This window comes from Cupriavidus metallidurans CH34, assembly GCF_000196015.1.
GTDB classification, from domain to species: Bacteria; Pseudomonadota; Gammaproteobacteria; order Burkholderiales; family Burkholderiaceae; genus Cupriavidus; species Cupriavidus metallidurans.
The window spans coordinates 1,851,865-1,872,078 of the sequence record NC_007973.1; the positions used below are offsets into that span (position 1 = coordinate 1,851,865).

Annotated in this window: 17 protein-coding genes; 14 read left to right on the forward strand and 3 right to left on the reverse strand. The window is 65.3% G+C overall.

Features of this window, described 5'->3' with window-relative positions; all coding sequences use genetic code 11:
• The first annotated feature begins 2 nt into the window (after positions 1–2).
• From RMET_RS08570 to RMET_RS08585, 4 genes are read left to right on the forward strand one after another with little or no spacing between them, the layout of a single operon-like run.
• Positions 3–1,562 (forward strand): efflux transporter outer membrane subunit, encoded by a 1,560-nt coding sequence (locus RMET_RS08570; protein WP_011516443.1) that lies wholly within the window; start codon positions 3–5, stop codon positions 1,560–1,562.
• Positions 1,559–2,695: an HlyD family secretion protein gene (locus tag RMET_RS08575; protein ID WP_011516444.1), complete on the forward strand. Its 1,137-nt coding sequence runs from the start codon at positions 1,559–1,561 to the stop codon at positions 2,693–2,695. The genes RMET_RS08570 and RMET_RS08575 overlap by 4 nt, the downstream gene beginning before the upstream one ends.
• On the forward strand, positions 2,685–3,749 hold the full coding sequence (locus RMET_RS08580) for a DUF2955 domain-containing protein (protein ID WP_011516445.1): 1,065 nt from the start codon (positions 2,685–2,687) through the stop codon (positions 3,747–3,749). The genes RMET_RS08575 and RMET_RS08580 overlap by 11 nt, the downstream gene beginning before the upstream one ends.
• A gap of 16 nt (positions 3,750–3,765) precedes the next feature.
• Positions 3,766–4,215 (forward strand): potassium channel family protein, encoded by a 450-nt coding sequence (locus RMET_RS08585; protein ID WP_011516446.1) that lies wholly within the window; start codon positions 3,766–3,768, stop codon positions 4,213–4,215.
• A 4-nt stretch (positions 4,216–4,219) separates the two neighbouring features.
• On the opposite strand, the gene RMET_RS08590 is transcribed toward RMET_RS08585, so the two are convergent.
• Both RMET_RS08590 and RMET_RS08595 read right to left on the reverse strand, forming a co-directional pair.
• Positions 4,220–4,579 (reverse strand): hypothetical protein, encoded by a 360-nt coding sequence (locus RMET_RS08590; protein WP_029307922.1) that lies wholly within the window; start codon positions 4,577–4,579, stop codon positions 4,220–4,222.
• 59 nt (positions 4,580–4,638) lie between these two features.
• On the reverse strand, positions 4,639–5,640 hold the full coding sequence (locus RMET_RS08595) for an AraC family transcriptional regulator (RefSeq protein WP_029307921.1): 1,002 nt from the start codon (positions 5,638–5,640) through the stop codon (positions 4,639–4,641).
• A gap of 206 nt (positions 5,641–5,846) precedes the next feature.
• On the opposite strand from RMET_RS08595, the gene RMET_RS08600 reads away from it, so the two are divergent.
• The 4 genes from RMET_RS08600 to RMET_RS08615 all read left to right on the forward strand — a co-directional run bounded on the left by RMET_RS08600 (position 5,847) and on the right by RMET_RS08615 (position 10,548).
• Positions 5,847–6,827, forward strand: a complete 981-nt coding sequence (locus tag RMET_RS08600) for a quinone oxidoreductase family protein (protein ID WP_011516449.1) — start codon at positions 5,847–5,849, stop codon at positions 6,825–6,827.
• Between the two features lie 10 nt (positions 6,828–6,837).
• Positions 6,838–7,686: a TauD/TfdA dioxygenase family protein gene (locus RMET_RS08605; protein ID WP_011516450.1), complete on the forward strand. Its 849-nt coding sequence runs from the start codon at positions 6,838–6,840 to the stop codon at positions 7,684–7,686.
• A 17-nt stretch (positions 7,687–7,703) separates the two neighbouring features.
• A complete protein-coding gene (locus tag RMET_RS08610) occupies positions 7,704–9,350 on the forward strand; it encodes a fatty acid--CoA ligase (RefSeq protein ID WP_011516451.1) in 1,647 nt (548 codons plus the stop codon).
• 214 nt (positions 9,351–9,564) lie between these two features.
• Positions 9,565–10,548, forward strand: a complete 984-nt coding sequence (locus RMET_RS08615) for a tripartite tricarboxylate transporter substrate binding protein (protein ID WP_011516453.1) — start codon at positions 9,565–9,567, stop codon at positions 10,546–10,548.
• 25 nt (positions 10,549–10,573) lie between these two features.
• On the opposite strand, the gene RMET_RS08620 is transcribed toward RMET_RS08615, so the two are convergent.
• Positions 10,574–11,287, reverse strand: a complete 714-nt coding sequence (locus RMET_RS08620; protein ID WP_080711412.1) for an IclR family transcriptional regulator — start codon at positions 11,285–11,287, stop codon at positions 10,574–10,576.
• A 217-nt stretch (positions 11,288–11,504) separates the two neighbouring features.
• Between RMET_RS08620 and RMET_RS08625 the strand changes: the two genes are divergently transcribed.
• From RMET_RS08625 to RMET_RS08650, 6 genes are all read left to right on the forward strand, one after another.
• Positions 11,505–13,124, forward strand: a complete 1,620-nt coding sequence (locus RMET_RS08625; protein WP_011516455.1) for an acyl-CoA carboxylase subunit beta — start codon at positions 11,505–11,507, stop codon at positions 13,122–13,124.
• Positions 13,125–13,193: 69 nt separating this feature from the next.
• On the forward strand, positions 13,194–14,360 hold the full coding sequence (locus RMET_RS08630; RefSeq protein WP_011516456.1) for an acyl-CoA dehydrogenase family protein: 1,167 nt from the start codon (positions 13,194–13,196) through the stop codon (positions 14,358–14,360).
• Between the two features lie 8 nt (positions 14,361–14,368).
• Positions 14,369–15,202, forward strand: a complete 834-nt coding sequence (locus RMET_RS08635; RefSeq protein ID WP_011516457.1) for an enoyl-CoA hydratase/isomerase family protein — start codon at positions 14,369–14,371, stop codon at positions 15,200–15,202.
• 28 nt (positions 15,203–15,230) lie between these two features.
• Positions 15,231–17,228 (forward strand): acetyl/propionyl/methylcrotonyl-CoA carboxylase subunit alpha, encoded by a 1,998-nt coding sequence (locus RMET_RS08640; protein ID WP_011516458.1) that lies wholly within the window; start codon positions 15,231–15,233, stop codon positions 17,226–17,228.
• Positions 17,225–19,108, forward strand: coding sequence for an acyclic terpene utilization AtuA family protein (locus tag RMET_RS08645; RefSeq protein ID WP_011516459.1), 1,884 nt, complete (start codon positions 17,225–17,227; stop codon positions 19,106–19,108). The genes RMET_RS08640 and RMET_RS08645 overlap by 4 nt, the downstream gene beginning before the upstream one ends.
• A gap of 33 nt (positions 19,109–19,141) precedes the next feature.
• On the forward strand, positions 19,142–20,155 hold the full coding sequence (locus RMET_RS08650; protein WP_011516460.1) for a tripartite tricarboxylate transporter substrate binding protein: 1,014 nt from the start codon (positions 19,142–19,144) through the stop codon (positions 20,153–20,155).
• Positions 20,156–20,214 lie beyond the last annotated feature (59 nt).

Genomic DNA, 20,214 nt, shown 5'->3' on the forward strand with positions numbered 1-20,214 from the left:
CGATGTTGCCCCAGGGCCGCGTGTTCCGTTGCTGGATGCTGGCCGCGACGATGCTCGCCGGCTGCGCGCGCGTTGGCCCGGATTTCCAGCCGCAGCACGAGACGTGGAGCGGCCAATGGACCAGCGAGGCGATCGGGCAGGCCAGCGAGGCGGGTGACCAACCGGATATGCGCCAATGGTGGCAGGTCTTCAACGACCCGGTGCTCGAACACCTGATCACCGAGGCCGATGCCAATGACGCCGGGGTTCGGATTGCCGGCCTGCGGGTCATGGAAGCCCGGGCGCAACTTGGCATGGCGCTGGCTGGCCGGTATCCCCAGATGCAGCAGGCGGGCGCGGATGCCATGTACGTTCACAGCCGCCAATCCGGGCCAACTGCGCAAACCGCTCGCGTCTGGGAGTACAGCGCGGGTGTCGATGTCGGCTGGGAACTCGACTTCTGGGGGAAATTCGCCCGGGCGATCGAGTCCGCCGATGCCGCGTACTTCGCGGCCCAGGCGAATCACGAGAACGTACTGGTACTGCTTCACGCACAACTCGCGCAGACCTATTACGCATTGCGCACCGCGGAAGCCCGCGTGCGGATAGCGCGGGAGAACGCCCGACTGCAGAAGCGCAGCTATGAGATCACCGAGCGATTGTTCAAGGCCGGCGAAAGCGACGAACTGGACCTGCAACAAGCCAAGACGCAGTACTTCGGCACATTGAGCAGCATTCCCGAACTGGAGCGGCAGATTGCGCTCTCGCGCAACGCCGTGGCGATCCTGCTGGGGAGGCCACCCGGCCCGATTCCCGAGTTGGGCGAGGCATCGGGCAAGGAGGGCGTGTTGCCCCGGATCGATCGGGCGATTCTGCAAGACGTGCCCGCCAACCTGTTGCTGCGCCGACCGGACATCCGGGCCGCCGAGTTCCAGATCGCGGCGCAGTCGGCCCAGATCGGCGTGGCGAAGGCGGACCTGTATCCATCGGTGACGCTCGTCGGCAGCATCGGCTGGTCCGCGACTTCGCTGCCCGGGACGCAGAACGGCCTGCTGCTGGTGGGCGGCCCCAGCCTTCGCTGGAACATCTTCGACTATGGCCGGATCCACAACAACGTGCGCGTGCAGGATGCCCGGCTCCAGCAACTGATCCTCACCTACCAGAACGACGTGCGCGTGGCGGCGCGCGAGGCCGACGATGCGGCCAGCGGCCTGCTCAAGGCACTCGAACGCGAAGAAATCCTGCGTGAGGCCGCGTATTCTGCGGAACGCTCGCTGACGCTGGCCAACACCCTGTTCAAGGAGGGGTACTCCGACTTCCAGCGCGTGCTCGATGCCCAGCGGGCGTTGTTCGCCCAGCAGGACGCCTATCTGGTCAATCGCAGCAACGCCGTTGGCTATCTGATCGACCTTTACAAGGCCCTTGGCGGTGGCTGGTACAGCGAGCAGCCGTTGGTCGACCCAGCCACCCGCGACCAGATGCGGCAGCGTACCGATTGGGGAGACCTGCTGGACGAGCCGCCGCGCACGCCGCCGACATCCAATAACACCACGGCCAAAGCCACCGGGAGCCAACGCCAATGAGTGACGCCAGTGATGCGAATGCGCCAGCCACGCCGCCTGCCTCGCCAGGCCCGGCGGCATCCGGAGACGCGTCGGGAAAAGGGGTGCGGTGGGTTGTCATCGCGATCGTGCTCAGTCTGGTCTGGTATCTGCTGGCCGACCGCTTCACGCCTTATACCCAGCAGGCGCGTGTGCAGGCGTTCGTGATTCCAGTGGCTTCAGAAGTGTCTGGCCGCGTCACCCAGGTGCCGGTTCACAACAACCAGAATGTGGAGGTCGGCACCGTGCTGTTCGAGGTCGACCCACAGCAGTACCGGATCGCGCTGGACCGCGCCCGCGCCGATTTCGAATCCACGCGCCGGCAGATCGGCGCGAACACGGCGGGCATCGATTCCGCGCGCGAATCGCTGCGAGCGGCGCAGGCCAACGAGCTCAAGGCGCGACAGGACAGCGAGCGGCTTGAGCGTCTGTATCGGGAAGACCCCGGCACGGTTTCCGTGCGGCGGCTGGAGGTGGCGCGCGCCACGCACACGCAGGCCGTCAGCCAGGTCGGCGCGGCCCGCGCCGAGGTCGAACGGGCCAAGGAGCAGCAGGGCGGCAGCGAAGAGAACAACGCCAAGCTGCGCAGCGCCGCTGCGGCGGTTGAAAAGGCGGAGCTCGATCTGTCCAATGCCAAGATCCGGGCGCGTACCGGCGGGCTGGTCACCGACCTGCAAACGGAAGTCGGCCGTTTTGCCGGCGCCGGCAGCCCGGTCATGACGCTGATCGCGATCCAGGATATCTGGATTACCGCCGACCTCACCGAAAACAACCTGGGCCACGTAGAGCCGGGCACGCCCGTGGCCATCGTACTCGACGCGCTGCCGGGCAAGGTGCTCGAAGGCAAGGTGCGCAGCATTGGCTACGGCGTGAGCACCGGCCAGAGCCCGCCACCAGGCAGCCTGCCGACGGTGCAGAACAGCCGCGACTGGCTGCGGCCCGCGCAACGCTTTCCGGTGATCGTCGATATCGATCCGGGGCAACTCTCTTCGCTGCGCGGCGTGCGCGTGGGCGGCCAGGCCGAAGTGATGGCGTTCCCGACCTCAGGCAACCCGCTCAATCCGTTGGGCCGGCTGTACATCCGCCTGATGAGCTGGCTGTCCTATGTCTACTGACGCAGGCGCATCGGCCGCCGCCACTGCCGCAACCGCGGCGCGGTCCCGGCGCGCGTTGCGCCTGGCTGTCGGCACCGCGCTCTGTCTGGCGACCAGCTTCGGTTTCCAATGGGCGATTCCGATGGTTGCGCCCGTGCTGGCCGTGTTCCTGTTCGCCACGGTAGGGCGCCCGCTGCCCGCCAAGGCGGGGCTGGCGCTGGCGCTGCTTGTCATTGCGACCACTGGAACCGGACTGCTGCTGATCCCGTTCCTGCGGCACGCGCCGCTGAGTGGGGTGCTGATGACCGCGCTCGGCCTGTTCCTGGCCTTCCGTTACGGCCTGCGCGGCGGCAACGGGCTCGTGTCGACGTTCCTTGTGGCAGGCATTGCGCTGATCTCGGTGGCCGGCACCGCCGACATGGGACTCGCTCTCAGCGTGATTGGCGCGCTGGCCCGGGGGCTGCTGCTCGGCGTGGTGATGTTGGCGGTCTGCCATTGGCTGATTCCGGAGCCTGGCACGGCCACGCCCGCGGCCAAACCACCCGCGCCGGTTGCCAGCGACGCGGACTGGATGGCGTGGCGCGCGACGCTGGTCGTCATGCCGGCCTTCCTGCTGGCCATGGCCGATCCGGCCGGCTACCTGCCCATCGTCATGAAGGCCGTCAGCCTGGGCCGGCAAAGCTGCACGACGGCGCGTAGCGCCGCGACCGAACTGCTCGGGTCCACGCTGCTTGGCGGGCTACTTGCGATCTTGTTCTGGTTCGCGCTTGGCCTGTCCGTCAATCTGTGGATGTTCTTTCTCTGGACGATCCTGTTCGCGCTGGTGGTTGCCCGCCGGCTCTTCGCGATCCGACCGACACGCGCCACCCCGGGATTCTGGCTCAACAGCCTGGTGACGATGATCATCCTGCTTGGACAGTCGGTGGAAGACAGCGCGGCAGGCAAGGATGTCTACCATGCGTTCGCCGTCCGCATGGGACTGTTCATCGGCGTGTCGCTCTATGGCGTATTCATGCTGCGATGGCTCGACCATCGGCGGCAGCGAACCGTGTCCACGGCATCGACAACGATCTAAGAAACTGAGGAGGCCCATGCGCGTACACCTGCTGGTCGCCGCACCCGTGATGCTGTTGTGCCTGATCCTGCAAGGCGTGGTGGTGGCGATCTGCCTGCGCCGCTATGCGCGCTATCGCAAACGCTGGGAAGGGCGCGAGGCGCTATGGATGGAGATCGCGCTGCTGATGGCGGTGATGCTGCTGACGCTGGTCTGCAACATCGTGCAGATCGCGATCTGGGCCGTGCTGTTCCTGATGCTGGGCGAGTTCCAGAGCTTCGTGCCAGCGCTGTATCACTCCAGCGTCAACTTCGCCACGCTCGGCTATGGCGATATCGTCATGTCCGAGCGCTGGCGCATGCTGGGGCCAATCGAGGCAGCCAACGGCATCCTGATGTTCGGCATGTCGACGTCACTGATGACGGCTGCCGTGCTCGATGTCATCAAGAGCAACATGGCCAGGCTGATGGATCAGGCGAAGCCCTGAGCCCTTACGTGCAGTTCGCGCGATAGGTATCTTCCAGCGCATCTCGCGACTTGTCCCGTTCGATCTTGGGCACCGCGCGACCCTGTGCATTCTGCGTGGCCATGCCTGGAGAGGTGTAGCTGTTGGGCCCATGCGCGCCAGCGGCGAACTGGTTCTTGAGCTCCTCGCACTTCGCCCGGCGGGCTTCCTCGGGGCTGACGCTGCTCGCCGAAGGCGGACGATAGGGGTTCGCTCCCTCCTGTACGGCATCGGAGATGGCCGCCGCGGCATTGCCCTGGGCGGGCGATGTGGACTGAGCCAGCGCAACGGCAGGCAGGCCAAGGGTGAGGGCAACGGTCAGCAGCACTGCATTAGGCATTTCCATGGGAGCTCCGATGTGGCGACGCACGCTCAGACTAGGCGAATTCGATGGTGCCGTGCAAGTCACCGGTTGACACTGTGGCGCCGGCGCCATGCCAGGGGGGCTTCCCCGAACTGGGTGGAAAACCATCGCGTGAAGGAACTGGCTGAACCATAGCCGAGCAATTCCGAAACGCGTAGCAGGGAGTAGTCCGGATTGCCGACGTACCGCTGCGCCAGATCGCGGCGCACCTCGCTCAGGATGTCGGTGAACGATTCGCCGGCTTCGTCGAGTTGCCGTTGCATGGTCCGCAAGCTCAGGCCCAGCCCCTGGGCCACGGCCTCGCAGCTGGCGCGACCCATTGGCAGCATCAGGTACACCGCATTGCGCACTTCACGCCCGATCGACGCCTCGTTCACACGGGGCAGGGTATCCACCAGTCGCTGCGCATGGCGAGCCATGGCCGGGTCGCCGGTCGGATTTGGCGCGTCGAGGTCTGCCGCCAGGCAGACAATGCCGCTGAACTCGCTGCCGAACTCCAGTGGGCATCCGAACAACCGGCGGTGCACCTGCAGGTCGGGCGGCGCGGCATGGGTAAAGTTGACGCTGAGTGGATGCCAATGCGCGCCGAGCAGGGCGCGGCACAAGCGAAACACCACGCCCAGGGCCAGTTCGGTGGCTTGTCGGGAAGGCGCGCCGAGCACCACCTCCTGCCGGATCATGACCACCTTGCCGGCCGACTCCACCATGATTGCCACGGACTCATTGACCAGGTGACGGTAACGAATGATCGTGTCGAGCGCGTCACGCAGCGTGGGCTGCTGGCTGATCAGCAGGCTCATCAGGCCGAAATCCGATAACTGCCGGGACTCCGCCATGCGCAGCCCGAAGGTGAGGCAGGACGATGCATCCGCCGCGGCCTCCAGCAATACCGCGCACGCGTCCACCGGAACCCGCTGCTCGGGATCGGTCAGCAGCGCGCGTGTCAATCCGGCCTGCCGGAGCAAGGGCTGTGGGTTCAGGCCTTCCGCCGCCGCCACCTCGAAGAAATTGGTCAGTGCCGCAGCGCGCACCAGTGTTCTCAAGCTTGTCTCCCATCTTGTTTTTCGCGCGTCACGTGCCCGGGGTGCCCTGGACCATGCCGCGTCGTACTCGGCGTGGATGATAGGCCGTGTTGGCATGAAATGCAAAGCCGGATGCAGCGATTGCAAAGCGGCAGTCAGCCGGGGCATCTAGATTGGCTGACATGGCGGCACACGTCGTGCGGCAACACACAACAGGAGACGATGCGATGGCAAAAGTCGTGCGCATGTATGAGACCGGCGGACCCGAGGTCCTTCGCTACGAAGACATGGAAGTGGGTGATCCGGGCCCGGGACAGGTGCGCATTCGCCACGTGGCGGTTGGCCTGAACTACGCGGATACATACTTCCGCAATGGTACCTATCCGGTACCGCTTCCCGCGGGCATGGGCGTGGAAGCCTCCGGTGTGGTGCAGGCCATCGGCCCGGACGTGACCAACGTCGCTGTCGGCGATCGCGTGACGTACACCGGCTTCCTGAACACGCTGGGCGCCTACAGCACCGAGCGTCTGGTGCCGGCCGCGCCGCTGATCCGCCTGCCGGAGAACATCGGCTTCGAGACCGCCGCCGCAATGACGATGCGCGGCCTGACCTCCGCCTACCTGATGCGCCGCATCTACGCGTTCAAGCGCGGCGATACGATTCTGCTGCACGCTGCGGCAGGCGGCGTCGGTCTGATCGTGTCCCAGTGGGCCAAGCTGCAGGGCCTTAACGTGATCGGCACCGTGTCGTCCGAGGCCAAGGCCGAGGTGGCACGCGCGCATGGTTGCGATCACATCATCAACTACAGCCACGAGGACGTGGCCAAGCGCGTGCGCGAACTGACCGATGGCGTGGGCGCCACGGTGGTGTTCGATAGCGTCGGCAAGAACACGTTCATGGCGTCGCTCGATTCGCTCAAGCGCCGTGGGCTGCTGGTCTGCGTGGGCACCGCGTCGGGCCCGATCCCGCCGTTCGATCCCGTACTGCTGGCCATGAAGGGCTCGGTCTACGTGACGCGTCCGGCATTGGCCGACTACATCGCGGACCCGGGCGAAAAGGCGGAACTGGCCGGAGAACTGTTCGACCACGTGGGTGCCGGCCGCATCCGTATCGAGATCAACCAGCGCTACGCACTGGAAGACGCCGTGCAGGCTCACCGCGACCTGGAATCGCGCAAGACCACCGGTTCGTCGATTTTCGTCGTCTGAGGAGCCTGCCATGCAAGTCAAACCACTGACCTGTGCCATCGGTGCCGAACTGGTTGGCGTCAACCTGGCTGACGCGATCAAGAGCGACGATCTGTTCGCCGAAATCCGCGCGCAGCTACTGAAACACCGCGTGGTGTTCCTGCGCGACCAGACCTTCAGCCGCGCCGAGCATGTTGCGTTCGCGCGCCGCTTCGGCGAACTCGAGGATCACCCAGTGGCGGGCAGCGATCCGGAGCATCCGGGCCTGGTCCGCATCTACAAGTCGCCGGACCAGCCGAACGACCGCTACGAGAACGCGTGGCACTCCGACACCACCTGGCGCGAGGCCCCGCAGTTCGGCGCAGTGCTGCGGTGCGTGGAATGCCCGCCCGTGGGCGGCGACACGATGTGGGCGAACATGGCCCTCGCATACGAGAACCTGCCCGACCATATCAAGTCCCAGATCGCCGACCTGCGCGCGCGCCACAGCATCGAAGCCAGCTTCGGTGCCGTGATGCCGATCGAGAAGCGGCTGGCGCTCAAGGAGCGCTATCCCGATGCCGAGCACCCCGTGGTCCGCACCCATCCGGACACCGGCGAGAAGATCCTCTACGTGAACGCCTTCACCACGCACTTCACGAACTACCACACCCCAGCGCGCGTGCGCTTTGGTCAGGATGGCAACCCGGGCGCGACGGACCTGCTGCGCTATCTGATCTCGCAGGCCTATATCCCTGAGTACCAGGTGCGCTGGCGCTGGCAGCCCAATAGCGTGGCGATCTGGGACAACACCGCCACACAGCATTACGCCGTGATGGACTATCCGCCTTGCTATCGCAAGATGGAGCGCGCGGGCATTATCGGCAGCGTGCCGTTCTGAGCAGTACCGGAGTCAATATGGAGAACCTGATCGTTTCCGCGCGTTCGGCCTACGCATACCCGTTGCTGATCAAGCAGCTCCTGATCAACGCCATGAGCCTGTATGGCGACCAGGAGATCAGCTACCGCGGCGAGCTGCGCTACACCTATCGCGAATTCCGCGAGCGCGTGGGAAAGCTGGCCAATTCGCTTTCGGCTCTCGGTGTGCATCACGGCTCCACAGTGGCCGTGATGGACTGGGACAGCCACCGCTACCTGGAGTGCTATTTCGGCGTGCCGATGATGGGCGCTACGCTCTTCACGGTCAACGTTCGCCTGTCGCCGCAGCAGATCCTGTACACGCTGAATGACGCGGGCGCTGACGTCGTGCTGGTGCATCCGGACTTCGTGCCCGTGATCGACCAGATCCGGGACAAGCTCACGTGCAAGCCACGCTTCGTGCTGATGGCAGACGGACAGACCGTGCCCGACACGGCTATCCCGTTCGCCGGCGAGTACGAGGCACTGGTCGGCGCCGCCTCGCCGGAGTTCGAGTTTCCGGAGTTTGACGAGCGCACGAAGGCCGCCACGTTCTATACGACAGGCACCACGGGCGACCCCAAGGGCGTGTGCTACAGCCATCGCGACATCGTGCTGCATACGCTGACCGCGACGGCCAGCCTGTGCTCGCCGCGCGAAGGCCAGCGTATGCATCGCGAGGATGTGTATATGCCGATCACGCCGATGTTCCATGTGATGGCGTGGGGCATCCCGTATGTTGCGATCACGCTGGGCCTGCGCACGGTCCTGCCGGGCCGCTACGCGCCCGAAATGCTGCTGAAGCTGCGCGCCCAGGAAAAGGTGTCGTTCTCGCACTGCGTGCCGACAATCCTGCAGATGCTGCTGCACGCCGCAGAGGCAGGCGGACAGGACCTGAGCGGCTGGAAGATCATCATCGGCGGTTCGGCGCTGCCACCGTCCTTGTGCGAGGCCGCGCTGGAGCGGGGCATCGACATCTTTGCCGGCTACGGCATGTCCGAAACCGGGCCGATCGTGGCGCTGGCGCAGTTGCCGCCGGGATACCAGCCGGCCAGCCGCGAGGAAGAAGTCCGCCTGCGCTGCTCGACGGGCCGGCCGGTGCCGCTGGCAGACTTCCGCGTCGTGGGGACGGACATGCGGGAACTGCCGCGCGACGGCCAAAGCCAGGGCGAGATCGTGCTGCGCGCGCCATACCTGACCCGCAGTTACTTCCGCAAGCCGAGTGCGTCGGAAGAACTCTGGGCCGACGGGTACCTGCACACGCAGGACGTCGCGGTCGTGCACGAGAACGGCTTCGTGCAGATCGTGGATCGCCTCAAGGACGTCATCAAGACCGGTGGCGAGTGGGTCTCGTCGATCGAGATCGAGAACCTGGTCACGCGCGTGCCAGGCGTGCGGGAGTGCGCCGTGATTGGCGTGCCCGACGCGCGCTGGGGCGAGCGGCCGATGGCCTTCGTGGTGCGGCAACCGGATTCGGAAGTGGGCGCCGAGGACATTCGCGCGGAGCTGATGAACCATGTCTCGGCCCAGCGCCTGAGCAAGTTCGCGGTACCTGAAGCCGATCGGATCGCCTTTGTGGCCGAGATTCCGAAGACCAGCGTTGGCAAAATTGACAAGAAGCTGCTACGGGGGAACAAAGCAGCCTGAGGGTAGGGCATGGAGTTAGGGAGCGCCCCGCACTGCGGGGCGTTTTTTTATTTGGCGACATGCAACCCGTGCATGTAGACGATGAAATCGGTGGATATGCGACCGGTATTCTCCAATTCCTGATGGTCGGCGCCGTGGCGGCATTGTCATACTGTGCGGACAACCTCGCAGACTGGACATGACAGATCCGGCAGACAAATCAGGAGACACCTTCATGCAACGACGTCGCTTCTTCCGTGTCGCGCTGGCCACCACCGGCCTGGCACTGACGGCTTCCCTTGGCACGCCGGCGCTGGCCGCCGACGAGTTCCCAACCCGGCCGATCCGGCTCATCGTGCCTTACGGCGCGGGCGGCGTCACCGATCAGGTGACACGTGCGCTTGCCGACGCGGCCGGCCGTGAGCTGGGCCAGTCAATCGTGGTGGAGAACAAGCCCGGTGTCAGTGGCACGCTCGGCGCCACGCAGATGGCCACCACCGAACCGGACGGCTACACGCTCAGCATGGCGCCCGTGGTGATCTTCCGCCTGCCGCATGTGCAGAAGATGCGCTATGACCCGCTCAAGGACCTGACGTACATCTCCATGATCGCGGACTACAACTTCGCGGTAGCCGTGAAGAAGGACGCGAAGTGGCAGACCATGCAGGAGCTGATCGCCGAAGCCAAGGCCAACAAGAAAGGCATCAGCTATGGCACCACCGGCATCTATGGCAGCCAGCACCTGACCATTTCCGAACTGGCGCGGGTGTCGCAATCGAACTGGACCCACGTCCCGTACAAGGGCGACGCCGAGGCGATCACCGCGCTGCTGAGCGGTTCGTCCGATGTGGCGGTGCTATCGAACACGCTGCTGCCCTACGTGCAGGGTGGGCAGATGCGCGTGCTGGCGACGCTGTCGGAGAAGCGCGCCGCGGACTTCCCCAATGCGCCGACGCTGAAAGAGATCGGCTATCCGGTGTGGTCGAACTCGCCGTTCGGCATCGTCGGCCCGGCAAACATGAAGCCCGCGGTCGTGAAGCGGCTGGACGAGGCCTTCCGCAATGCGCTGAAGGACCCGAAGTTCCTGAACGTAACCCGCCAGTACGGCATGGTCAGCAACTACATGAATCCCGAGCAGTACACCGCCTATGCGCAGAAGGCATTCAAGAGCGAGGGCGAGATCATCGCGCGACTGGCCGAGGCGATGAAGAATCAGTAAGCGGGAACATTGGCGGCTTCGGGGCTTAATCCGCGCCGAATGTCGCCTGCAATAACGCGCCGATCTCGTGACGTCGCGAAACGGGCATCCGTGACGCGGCGGACACGACGCTCACTGCCAGGTCGCCCTCCAGCGCCAGTGGCAACAGGTAGCCCACGCCGGCCACCCCGCCGGCACCGGCCAGCACATAACCGAGTTTGCGGCTGCGGTCCACGCCGCGCAACAGTGCCAGCAGGCTCAATCCACCTTGCTCGTACTCCGCCCGATGCCGGTTGTAGTGCTTCCGGATTTCGTCGTTATCCAGCCTTGCCATCAGCGCCATGCTCGCCGTGCCCTGACCCAGCAGCCGCGACGTGCCAGTCAACAGATCAAAGGTCTTGATGCGATGCGCGCCTTCCTCGGTGTGCAGGCAATGTCCGTGGTCGCCTAGACGCCCAATCAGGAACACCGCGTCGCCAGTCAAACGCGCCACCGCCTTCATCCGCGTGACGATACGGCTATCGGGAGGCGGTCGGTTCATTGCCCGCAGGCCCAACGCCATGGCCGCGCTGCCCAGGTGATAGCGCTTGCCGGCCGGTTCGCGCTCAGCGTATCCCGCCGTCTCAAGGAAACGGATCATGCGATGCGCGGTAGTGCGATCGATATTCGCCAGCGTGGCAAGCTCGGGCAGGGTCAATCCCGGGTCGTGGTGTGTGCCCAGCAGGTGCAGCAGCGCAAAGGCGCGTGCCAGGCTTTGCACACCGGGTTGGGGGAGGGGGGCATCCGCTTTGGCGCTCGAGGGCATAAGGAAACCAGCAGGGCGAGAGTAGGTTGCAGGGTTAATACCTAAGTTGTGCACATTATGCACAAGGACGCCCGTTGTGGTTGTCCAGCGGTGAAGGGTGGATTGCAATGGATTCACTTCGTACAACCCGTCACGCCAACACGCGCCATCGGACGCCAGCCGGTCTCCCACCATGATCACCATCGATACCCGGATTGATTCCACCTCGGATACCTTTGCCACGCAGCGTGCTGGCATGCAGGCGCTGACAGACCGGCTGCGCGCGCTGGAACAGCGAGCCGTCGACGCCTCGTCGCGTGCTCGCTCAAGCTTTCAGAAACGCGGGGCGCTGCTGCCGCGCGAGCGAGTTGCCTGTCTGCTCGACCCCGGCGCGCCATTCCTGCCGCTGGCCACGCTTGCGGGATATGGGCTGGACGATCCGAATCCCGATACGTCGATTCCCGGCGGCTCGCTGGTGGCTGGAATCGGCTTTGTGTGCGGCGTGCGCTGCATGGTGCTGGCCACGGATTCAGGCATCGACGCCGGCGCCATGACCGAGGCCGGCAACCTGAAGCTGATGCGCTGTCAGGACATCGCGCTGGAGAACCGGTTGCCGCTGATCCATCTCGTGGAGTCGGCCGGCGCAAACCTGCGCAAGTACAGGGTCGAAAAATTCGTGCGAGGCGGCACGATCTTCTACAACCTGGCGCGGCTCTCGGCAGCGGGGCTACCGGTCATTACGGTGGTCCACGGCTCGTCCACGGCCGGCGGGGCGTACATGCCGGGCCTGTCCGATTACGTCGTGATGGTCCGCAAGCGTGCCCGCGCCTTCCTGGCCGGCCCGCCACTGCTCAAAGCCGCCACCGGCGAGATTGCCACCGACGAAGAACTGGGTGGCGCGGATCTACACGCCACCGTCAGCGGTCTGGCCGAGTATCTGGCCGAGGACGACGAGCACGCCATTGCCACGGCACGGGACATCGTCGCCAGCCTTGACTGGCCCCGTGTGGATCAGACGCCGCCACGGCCGGCACGGGCGCCGAAGCTCCCCGCGGCCGAGCTCGAAGGTGTCATGACCCTGGATCACAAGCGTCCGGTCGATATGCGCGAGGTTATCGCCAGGCTGGTGGATGACTCCGCCTGGCTGCCGTTCAAGCCCGACTACGGACCGGGCACCGTCTGCGGTCATGCCCGCATCGAAGGCCATGCCGTCGGCTTTATCGCCAACAATGGCCCGATCGATCCGGCTGGCGCCACCAAGGCCGCGCAGTTTATTCAGGCCTGCAACCAGTCCGGCACACCGATCGTGTTTCTGCAGAACACCACGGGCTTCATCGTCGGCAAGGCATCGGAGGAGGCCGGCATGATCAAGCACGGCTCGAAGATGATTCAGGCGCTCTCCAACTCCACCGTCCCACATGTCACGCTGTACTGCGGCGCGAGCTTCGGCGCCGGCAATTTCGGCATGTGCGGCCGTGGCTTCCATCCGCGCTTCTGCTTCTCGTGGCCCAACGCGCGAACGGCCGTCATGGGCGGAGAGCAGGCTGCGATGACACTCGAAATCGTGGCCCGCCAGCAGGCCGCGCGCAAGGGCGTGCCCGTGGACGAGGCGGCGCTGGCCGCGCAGACCGCCGAGATCGTCGCCAACTTCGAGCGTCAGGGCAGCGCGTTCGTCACCAGCGGGTTGCTGCTGGACGATGGTGTGATCGACCCACGCGACACGCGCGCGGTGCTGGCCTTTGTGCTGGCCACAGCGCGAGAAGCCGCCGCCCGCACGCCCCGCGCGATGCAGTTCGGCGTTGCGCGTTTCTGACGCTTCCGACGCTTCCAACGCTTTCGCGCCTCATCAGATCTGAACAAACAAGGTACCCCGGAGACACAGATGCTTTATACCCAGGACCACCGCAGCATCATGGACAGTATTCGCCGGTTCGTCGCGGCCGAGATCGACCCGTTCGTCGACGAATGGGAAGCAGCGGAGACGTTTCCCGCCCACGCGCTATTCCGGAAGATGGGCGAGCTTGGATTCCTTGGCATCACCAAGCCCGTGGAATACGGTGGGCTGGGTCTGGATTTCTCGTACGCCGTCGCCGCCGCCGAAGCCCTGGGCCATGCGCGCGCACAAGGTGTTGGGATGGGTATCGGCGTGCAAACCGACATGGCCACGCCTGCATTGGCGGCATTCGGCACTGACGCGCTCAAGCGTGAATTCCTGGCACCAGCCATCGCCGGCGAGATGGTTGTCTCCATCGGCGTGTCGGAAGTCGGAGCGGGCTCCGACGTCGCGTCGCTGAAGACACGCGCACGTCGCGACGGCGACGATTACGTGATCAGCGGCTCCAAGATGTGGATCACCAACGGCACGCAGGCCGACTGGATCTGCCTGCTTTGCAACACGTCGGACGGGCCGGTCCACAAGAACAAGTCGCTGATCATCGTGCCGTTGAGGGAAAACGGCCGACTCGTGCGTGGCGTGGAAGTGCAGAAGATCCGCAAGATGGGCATGTGGTGCTCGGACACCGCCCAGATCTTCTTCGATGACGTACGCGTGCCGGCGCGCAACCGTATTGGCGATGAGGGCATGGGGTTCATCTATCAGATGAAACAATTCCAGGAGGAGCGCCTGAACGGCGCGGCCCGTCGGCTGGCGTGCAGTGCGCTGATCGAGGAGACCGCCGACTACCTCCGCCAGCGCGTGGCGTTCGGCAAGCCACTGCTCGACAACCAGTACATCCAGTTCAAGCTCGCCGAACTGAAGACCGAACTCGAATCGCTGCGCGCGCTGGTTCACGTGGCGACGCGAGCCTATATCCAGGGCGAGGATGTGGTGGAACTGGCGTCGATGGCCAAGCTGAAGGCAGGCCGCCTGTCGCGCGAAATAGCCGACTGGTGCATCCAGTTCCAGGGCGGCATGGGTTACACGTGGGACAACCACGCCAATCGCGCCTATCGGGATTTCCGGCTTGGATCGATCGGTGGTGGCGCCGACGAGGTGATGCTGCAAGTTATCGCCAAGCAGATGGGGCTGATGTCCCGCCACGACCGCTGAGACGAGCCATGACCAACCCAGTCATCGTACGTTGCGTGGAGGGCGTGTTGTTCGCCACGCTCAACATCCCGGCCACGCGCAATGCGCTCGCTCCGGAAGTGGTCGCCGTGCTGACGGACATCGTGGCGCAGGCTGAAGCCGACGTCGGCATCCGCGCGCTGGTGCTACGCGGTGCGGGTGGAACCTTCAGCGCGGGAGGCAACGTCGGCAATTTCCAGGCGCGGCTTGACGCCGATGTTGGCCACGAAGACCCGGTTGCCGCGCGCAACCGCCAGTTCGGTCATTTCATGACACGGCTGGCGACACTCCCGATACCCGTGATCGCGGCCGTGGACGGGCCGGCGATGGGCGGCGGCATGGGCATGGCATGTGCCGCAGACGTTGTGCTCGCAACGCGCGCGGCGCGGTTCGCCTTGTCGGAAACCTCGCTGGGCATCATTCCCGCACAGATCGCACCGTTCGTCGTCGGCCGTCTCGGCGCCGCGCTGACACGGCGCCTGGGCCTGACCGGCGAGCGTCTGGACGGCGTGGCGGCAGAGGCAGTCGGGCTCGTGGACCAGTTGGCCGATGACGCCGCCGGACTGGACGAACTGATTGCCGAGTGGCTGACCCGCATTGGCCGCTGCGGGCCACACGCCAACCGACAGTTCAAGGCATTGGTCGCCAGATGTGGCCAGACGCCGGTGGACAGCCTGCTTGATGACGCATCGCATCAGTTTGCCCAGTGCATGCGCACCGAAGGCACAGAAGGCATCGCGGCCTTCCGCGAAAAGCGCGAAGCGCGCTGGGTCACGCGATTTGATGCCGGCATCGTATGCGCCGCGCAATCGACAGACGCCTGAACGCGAGAAACTTTCCAGAGAGCATTCCATGTCAGCTTCCTGCCGACCCTTCCATACCGTGCTCGTGGCCAACCGGGGCGAGATCGCCATCCGCATCATGCGGACGGCCCGCCGACTTGGGCTTGGCACCGTTGCCGTCTACTCCGAGGCCGACCGCCACAGCCCGCACGTGGCCAGCGCGGATCGGGCCGTGTGCATCGGTGCTGCCGCGCCGCGTGAGTCCTACCTCAACATTGCAGCCATCATCGCTGCCGCGCGAAACGCTGGTGCCGATGCCGTCCATCCGGGCTATGGCTTCCTGGCCGAGAACGCCGAGTTCGCCGATGCTGTGACCGACGCCGGGCTGGTCTTCGTCGGTCCGCCGGCCAGCGCCATCCGTGCCATGGGCAACAAGGCCGAGGCCAAGCGCCTGATGCTGGCCGCGGACATGCCGTGCGTGCCCGGCTATCAGGGCGAGGCGCAGGACGACAAGACCTTGCTGGCAGAAGCCGGGCGCATCGGCTTTCCGCTCATGGTCAAAGCTGCAGCAGGCGGCGGCGGACGCGGCATGCGATTGGTGCCCGATGCCGCTGCATTGCCCGCGGCGCTCGCCAGTGCGCGGTCGGAAGCCGCGACGGCGTTCGGCAACGACGAACTGATCCTGGAACGCGCGGTCATCCAACCACGCCACGTCGAGATTCAGGTCTTTGCCGACGCGCATGGCAATGTGATCCACCTTGGAGAGCGCGATTGCTCGGTGCAGCGCCGCCACCAGAAGGTGATCGAGGAAGCCCCATCGCCGGCGGTATCGCCCGCGCTGCGCGGCAGGATGGGCGAGGCAGCCGTGCGGGCGGCACGGGCCATTGGCTACGTGGGAGCCGGCACGATGGAGTTTCTGCTCGATGCCGACGCCAACTTCTACTTTATGGAGATGAACACCCGGTTGCAGGTGGAACACGCCGTGACCGAGGCTATCACCGGGTTCGACCTCGTGGCATGGCAACTGCAAGTTGCCGCGGGCGAAACGCTGCCAGCGACGCAGGATCAGGTGACGTTCGACGGCCACGCGATCGAAGTGCGCCTGACGGCCGAGGACGTGCCTGCAGGATTTCTTCCCCAGGGCGGTCCGGTGCTGCGCTGGCGCGCCCCGGAGTCGGGCCACGACGTGCGTGTCGACCATGCGCTGGAAACCGGGGGCACTATCCCCACGCACTATGACTCGATGATCGCCAAGCTCGTGGCCCATGGGCGCACACGCGAGGAAGCGCGTCAGAAGCTGTTGCGAGCGGTGCAGGACTGCGTGCTGCTCGGCGTGCCATCGAACCAGCCGTTCCTGGCGTCGTGCCTTGCCAGTGCGGCGTTCGCTGGCAATGACGTGCACACGGGCTTCGTCGACGCGCATATGCAGGCGTCGTTGCAACCCACCGAACCATCCAGTCATGTGGTTGCCATTGCCGCACTGACGGCATCTGGTCAGTTGTCGCGGAGCGAGCCCGTCGCGCTATTGCGAATGACAACGTCGGTGAGACTGCACGCGGAAGGAAGACCGTGGGACTCGGCAGTGCAGGCGACAGAAGAAGGCTGGCGCGTTACCGTCAGCGCGCGCGGAGAGACGGGCGCGCAGCCAGTCCACGTGCGGATGCTCCGCGACCATGCGGCTGACGGGGCGGCATGGATCGAGTGCGACGGTATGGCTCGGCCTGTTCTCCATGCTGACGACGATCTGGCAATACATCTGTTTGCCGACGGTCGGGCCTGGCGCTTCACCCGACACGACCCGCGCCGTCGAAATACGGAAGGGGAGTCATCAGGCGCGCTCACCGCGCCGCTGACGGCCCGGATCGTGGCCGTCAACGTGGCGGAAGGTGATCGTGTGGAGGCGGGCCAGTCGCTGGTTGTGCTGGAAGCGATGAAAATGGAACACACGCTCGTCGCCCCGTTCGCCGGCGTCGTCTCGGAATTGTCGGCACGCGCTGGCGGACAGGCCAGCGCCGGCACCCTGCTGGTGCGCGTGGTTGCTGAGGAAGCAGGGGAGGGCAAGGCATGAAACGCGCCTCCGCCGCCGGCCGCCGGGGTATGGAAACCAGCCGGAGCCTGCCCCGCACGGTCCGCATCGGTGGCGCAAGCGGTTTCTGGGGCGACTCGGCCACCGCTACGCCCCAGTTACTGACGGTGCCCGGACTTCAGTACCTGGTGTATGACTATCTGGCCGAAACCACGATGTCGATCCTGGCCCGTGCCCGCGCCAAGGATCCGTCCCTCGGTTACGCCACCGACTTCGTTCACGCCGCGATCGCGCCCCATCTGGCCGCCATCCTGGAGCGGGGCGTGCGCGTCATCGCCAATGCAGGTGGGCTGAATCCGCAGGGCTGTCGCGACGCGTTGCTCAAGGTTGCCGCGCAACAGGGTCTGTCGCCGAAGATTGCCGTGGTCACTGGGGACGATGTGGGGGCCGCATTCCCGGGCTGGTGCGATGCGGGATTGACACAACTGGACGGTAGCGCCGTGCCAACCACCGAGCCATGGTCCGCGAACGTGTACACCGGGGCGCAGGGCATCGCGAGAGCGCTCGAAATGGGGGCCGACATCGTGATCGCCGGCCGTAGCGTGGATAGCGCGGTGGTGGTGGGCGCACTGGCGCATGAGTTCGATTGGGGCTGGGACGACTGGGACAGGCTCGCGGCTGGCACGCTCGCCGGGCACGTTATCGAGTGCGGAGCGCAGGCCACGGGGGGGCTGTTCACTGACTGGGAACGCGTGTCCGACTGGGACCGCATTGGCTACCCCGTCATCGATTGCGCGGAGGATGGTAGCTTCGTGCTGTCGAAGCCCGACGACACCGGCGGCCTGATCGATCCGCTGGCCGTATCCGAACAGATCCTGTACGAAGTCGGTGATCCAGCCAACTACCTGATGCCGGACGTGACCTGCGATTTCCGCCAGGTGCATGTCGAGGTCATCGACGAAGAGCATGTTCGCGTGCATGGCGCACGGGGGCGTCCGCCGGGCACGCACTACAAGGCCAATGCCACCTGGCAGGATGGCTACCAGATCAGCCCGATGATGGCGATTCGCGGCATCGACGCGCCGGCCAAGGCCCGCCGTACCGCCGAAGCGCTGCTTGCACGCACGCGCCGCATGATGGCCGAGCAGGGGTTCGGCGACTACAGCGCGACCATCGTCGAACTGCTTGGCTGCGAATCGCACTACGGCCCCCATGCGCGCGAGTTACCCACGCGCGAAGTGGTATTGCGCATCGGCGCCCGGCACCCTCGGGCGAAGGCGTTGGCCATCCTGCAGCGCGAATGCGCTTCCGCCGGCACGTCGATGGCTGCCGGCACGCGTTCGTCGTTCTCGGGACGCGTAGATATTCAGCCGGTGGTCAAGGTCTTCTCGTTTCTTGTGCCGAAGGATGCGGTGCCAATGACGGTCGAACTCGACAACCGCCGCGTGGCCCTGAGCATCGCCGCCGAGTTGGCTGCACCACAGGCTGCACCACAGGCCGCTGCGCCTGTGGCGCTAACCACCGCCCCAATCCCTGACGGCCCACGCGTGACATGCCCTTTGGTGGCGCTGGCGTGCGCGCGCAGTGGTGACAAGGGCGATGACGAGAACATCGGCGTGATTGCGCGCAAGCCCGAGTATCTGGCGTTGTTGCGCCAGCAACTGACGCCGAAGGCCGTCGGTCAGTACTTCGCGCATCTCGTGACGGGCGAGGTGGAGTGTTTTGAGGTACCCGGGTTGAATGCGCTGAACTTCCTGATGCATGACGCGCTTGCCGGTGGCGGCGTGGCGAGCCTGCGATCCGACCCATTGGGCAAGAGCTTCGCGCAGACGCTGCTCGATTTTCCGCTGTCGGTGCCCATTGCCTGGGCAGAGGAAGTCGGACGACGTGGAATGAACGAGGCGACTGGCGCCGGTATGTGACAACAGCGACAAGACCAGGAGGAGACAGTGGTGATGACAGCGCAGAAGGACTCCCGCCGTGCCGCAAGGCGGCGGCTCGTGCAGGCGGCAATACTCGCCAGTGGATTGATGCTGGCGGTGCCCGCCATGGCGCAGAGTGCCAGCACGCAGAATTGGCCGTCTCGGCCGGTACGTGTGGTGGTGCCATACCCGCCGGGTGGCGTGTCGGACGCGGTAACCCGCCTCGTCATGCAGAAACTGGCCGAACGCATCGGACAACCGGTCGTAGTGGAGAACCGCCCGGGTGCCAACGGCATGATCGGTTCAGACAACGTCGCCAAATCCGCGCCGGACGGCTATTCGCTGCTGGTTGTGGTGGCCGCGCACGCGATCAACCCGAGCCTGTACCAGAAGATGAGCTACGACCCGATCCGGGACCTGACTGGTGTGAGCGAGATTGGGCGTATTCCGCTACTGATGGTTTCGAGCGCGCAGTTGCCGCCGAAGTCGGTAAAGGAACTGGTGTCGTGGGGCAAGGCGCATCCGGACCAGATGACCTTCGCCTCGAGCGGCAGCGGGTCAGGCGCGCATCTGGCCGGCGAGCTGTTTTCACAGGGCACGGGCATGACGATGACGCACGTGCCATACAAGGGCATCTCGCCCGCGTTGCCAGACCTTATCTCAGGTCAGGTGGCCGTGATCTTCGACTCTGTGCAGACCATGATTCCGCTGGCGAAGGCAGGCAAGGTTCGCGCGCTGGCCATCACCAATCCGCGCCGCTGGCCGGCTGCGCCCGATGTGCCCACCATGGCTGAAGCCGGCTATCCGAACATCATGCCATCGAGCTGGATCGGCGTGCTGGCGCCAGCAAAGACGCCAACCGCCATCATTGACAAACTATCCGCGGAACTCGACGCCGTGGTCCACGCGCCGGACGTCCAGGCCAAGCTGATCGACTACGGCATTGACCCGGTTGGCGGCAAGGCGGATCAGTTCCAGGCATTCATCAAGGAAGAAGCTGGGCGCTGGGCCAGCGTGGTGCAGAAGGCGGGGATCAAACTCGATTGATGCGGATTGATGCGGACTGATGCGATATGCCGGTAGCGCCGGCATATCCCGACCACAAA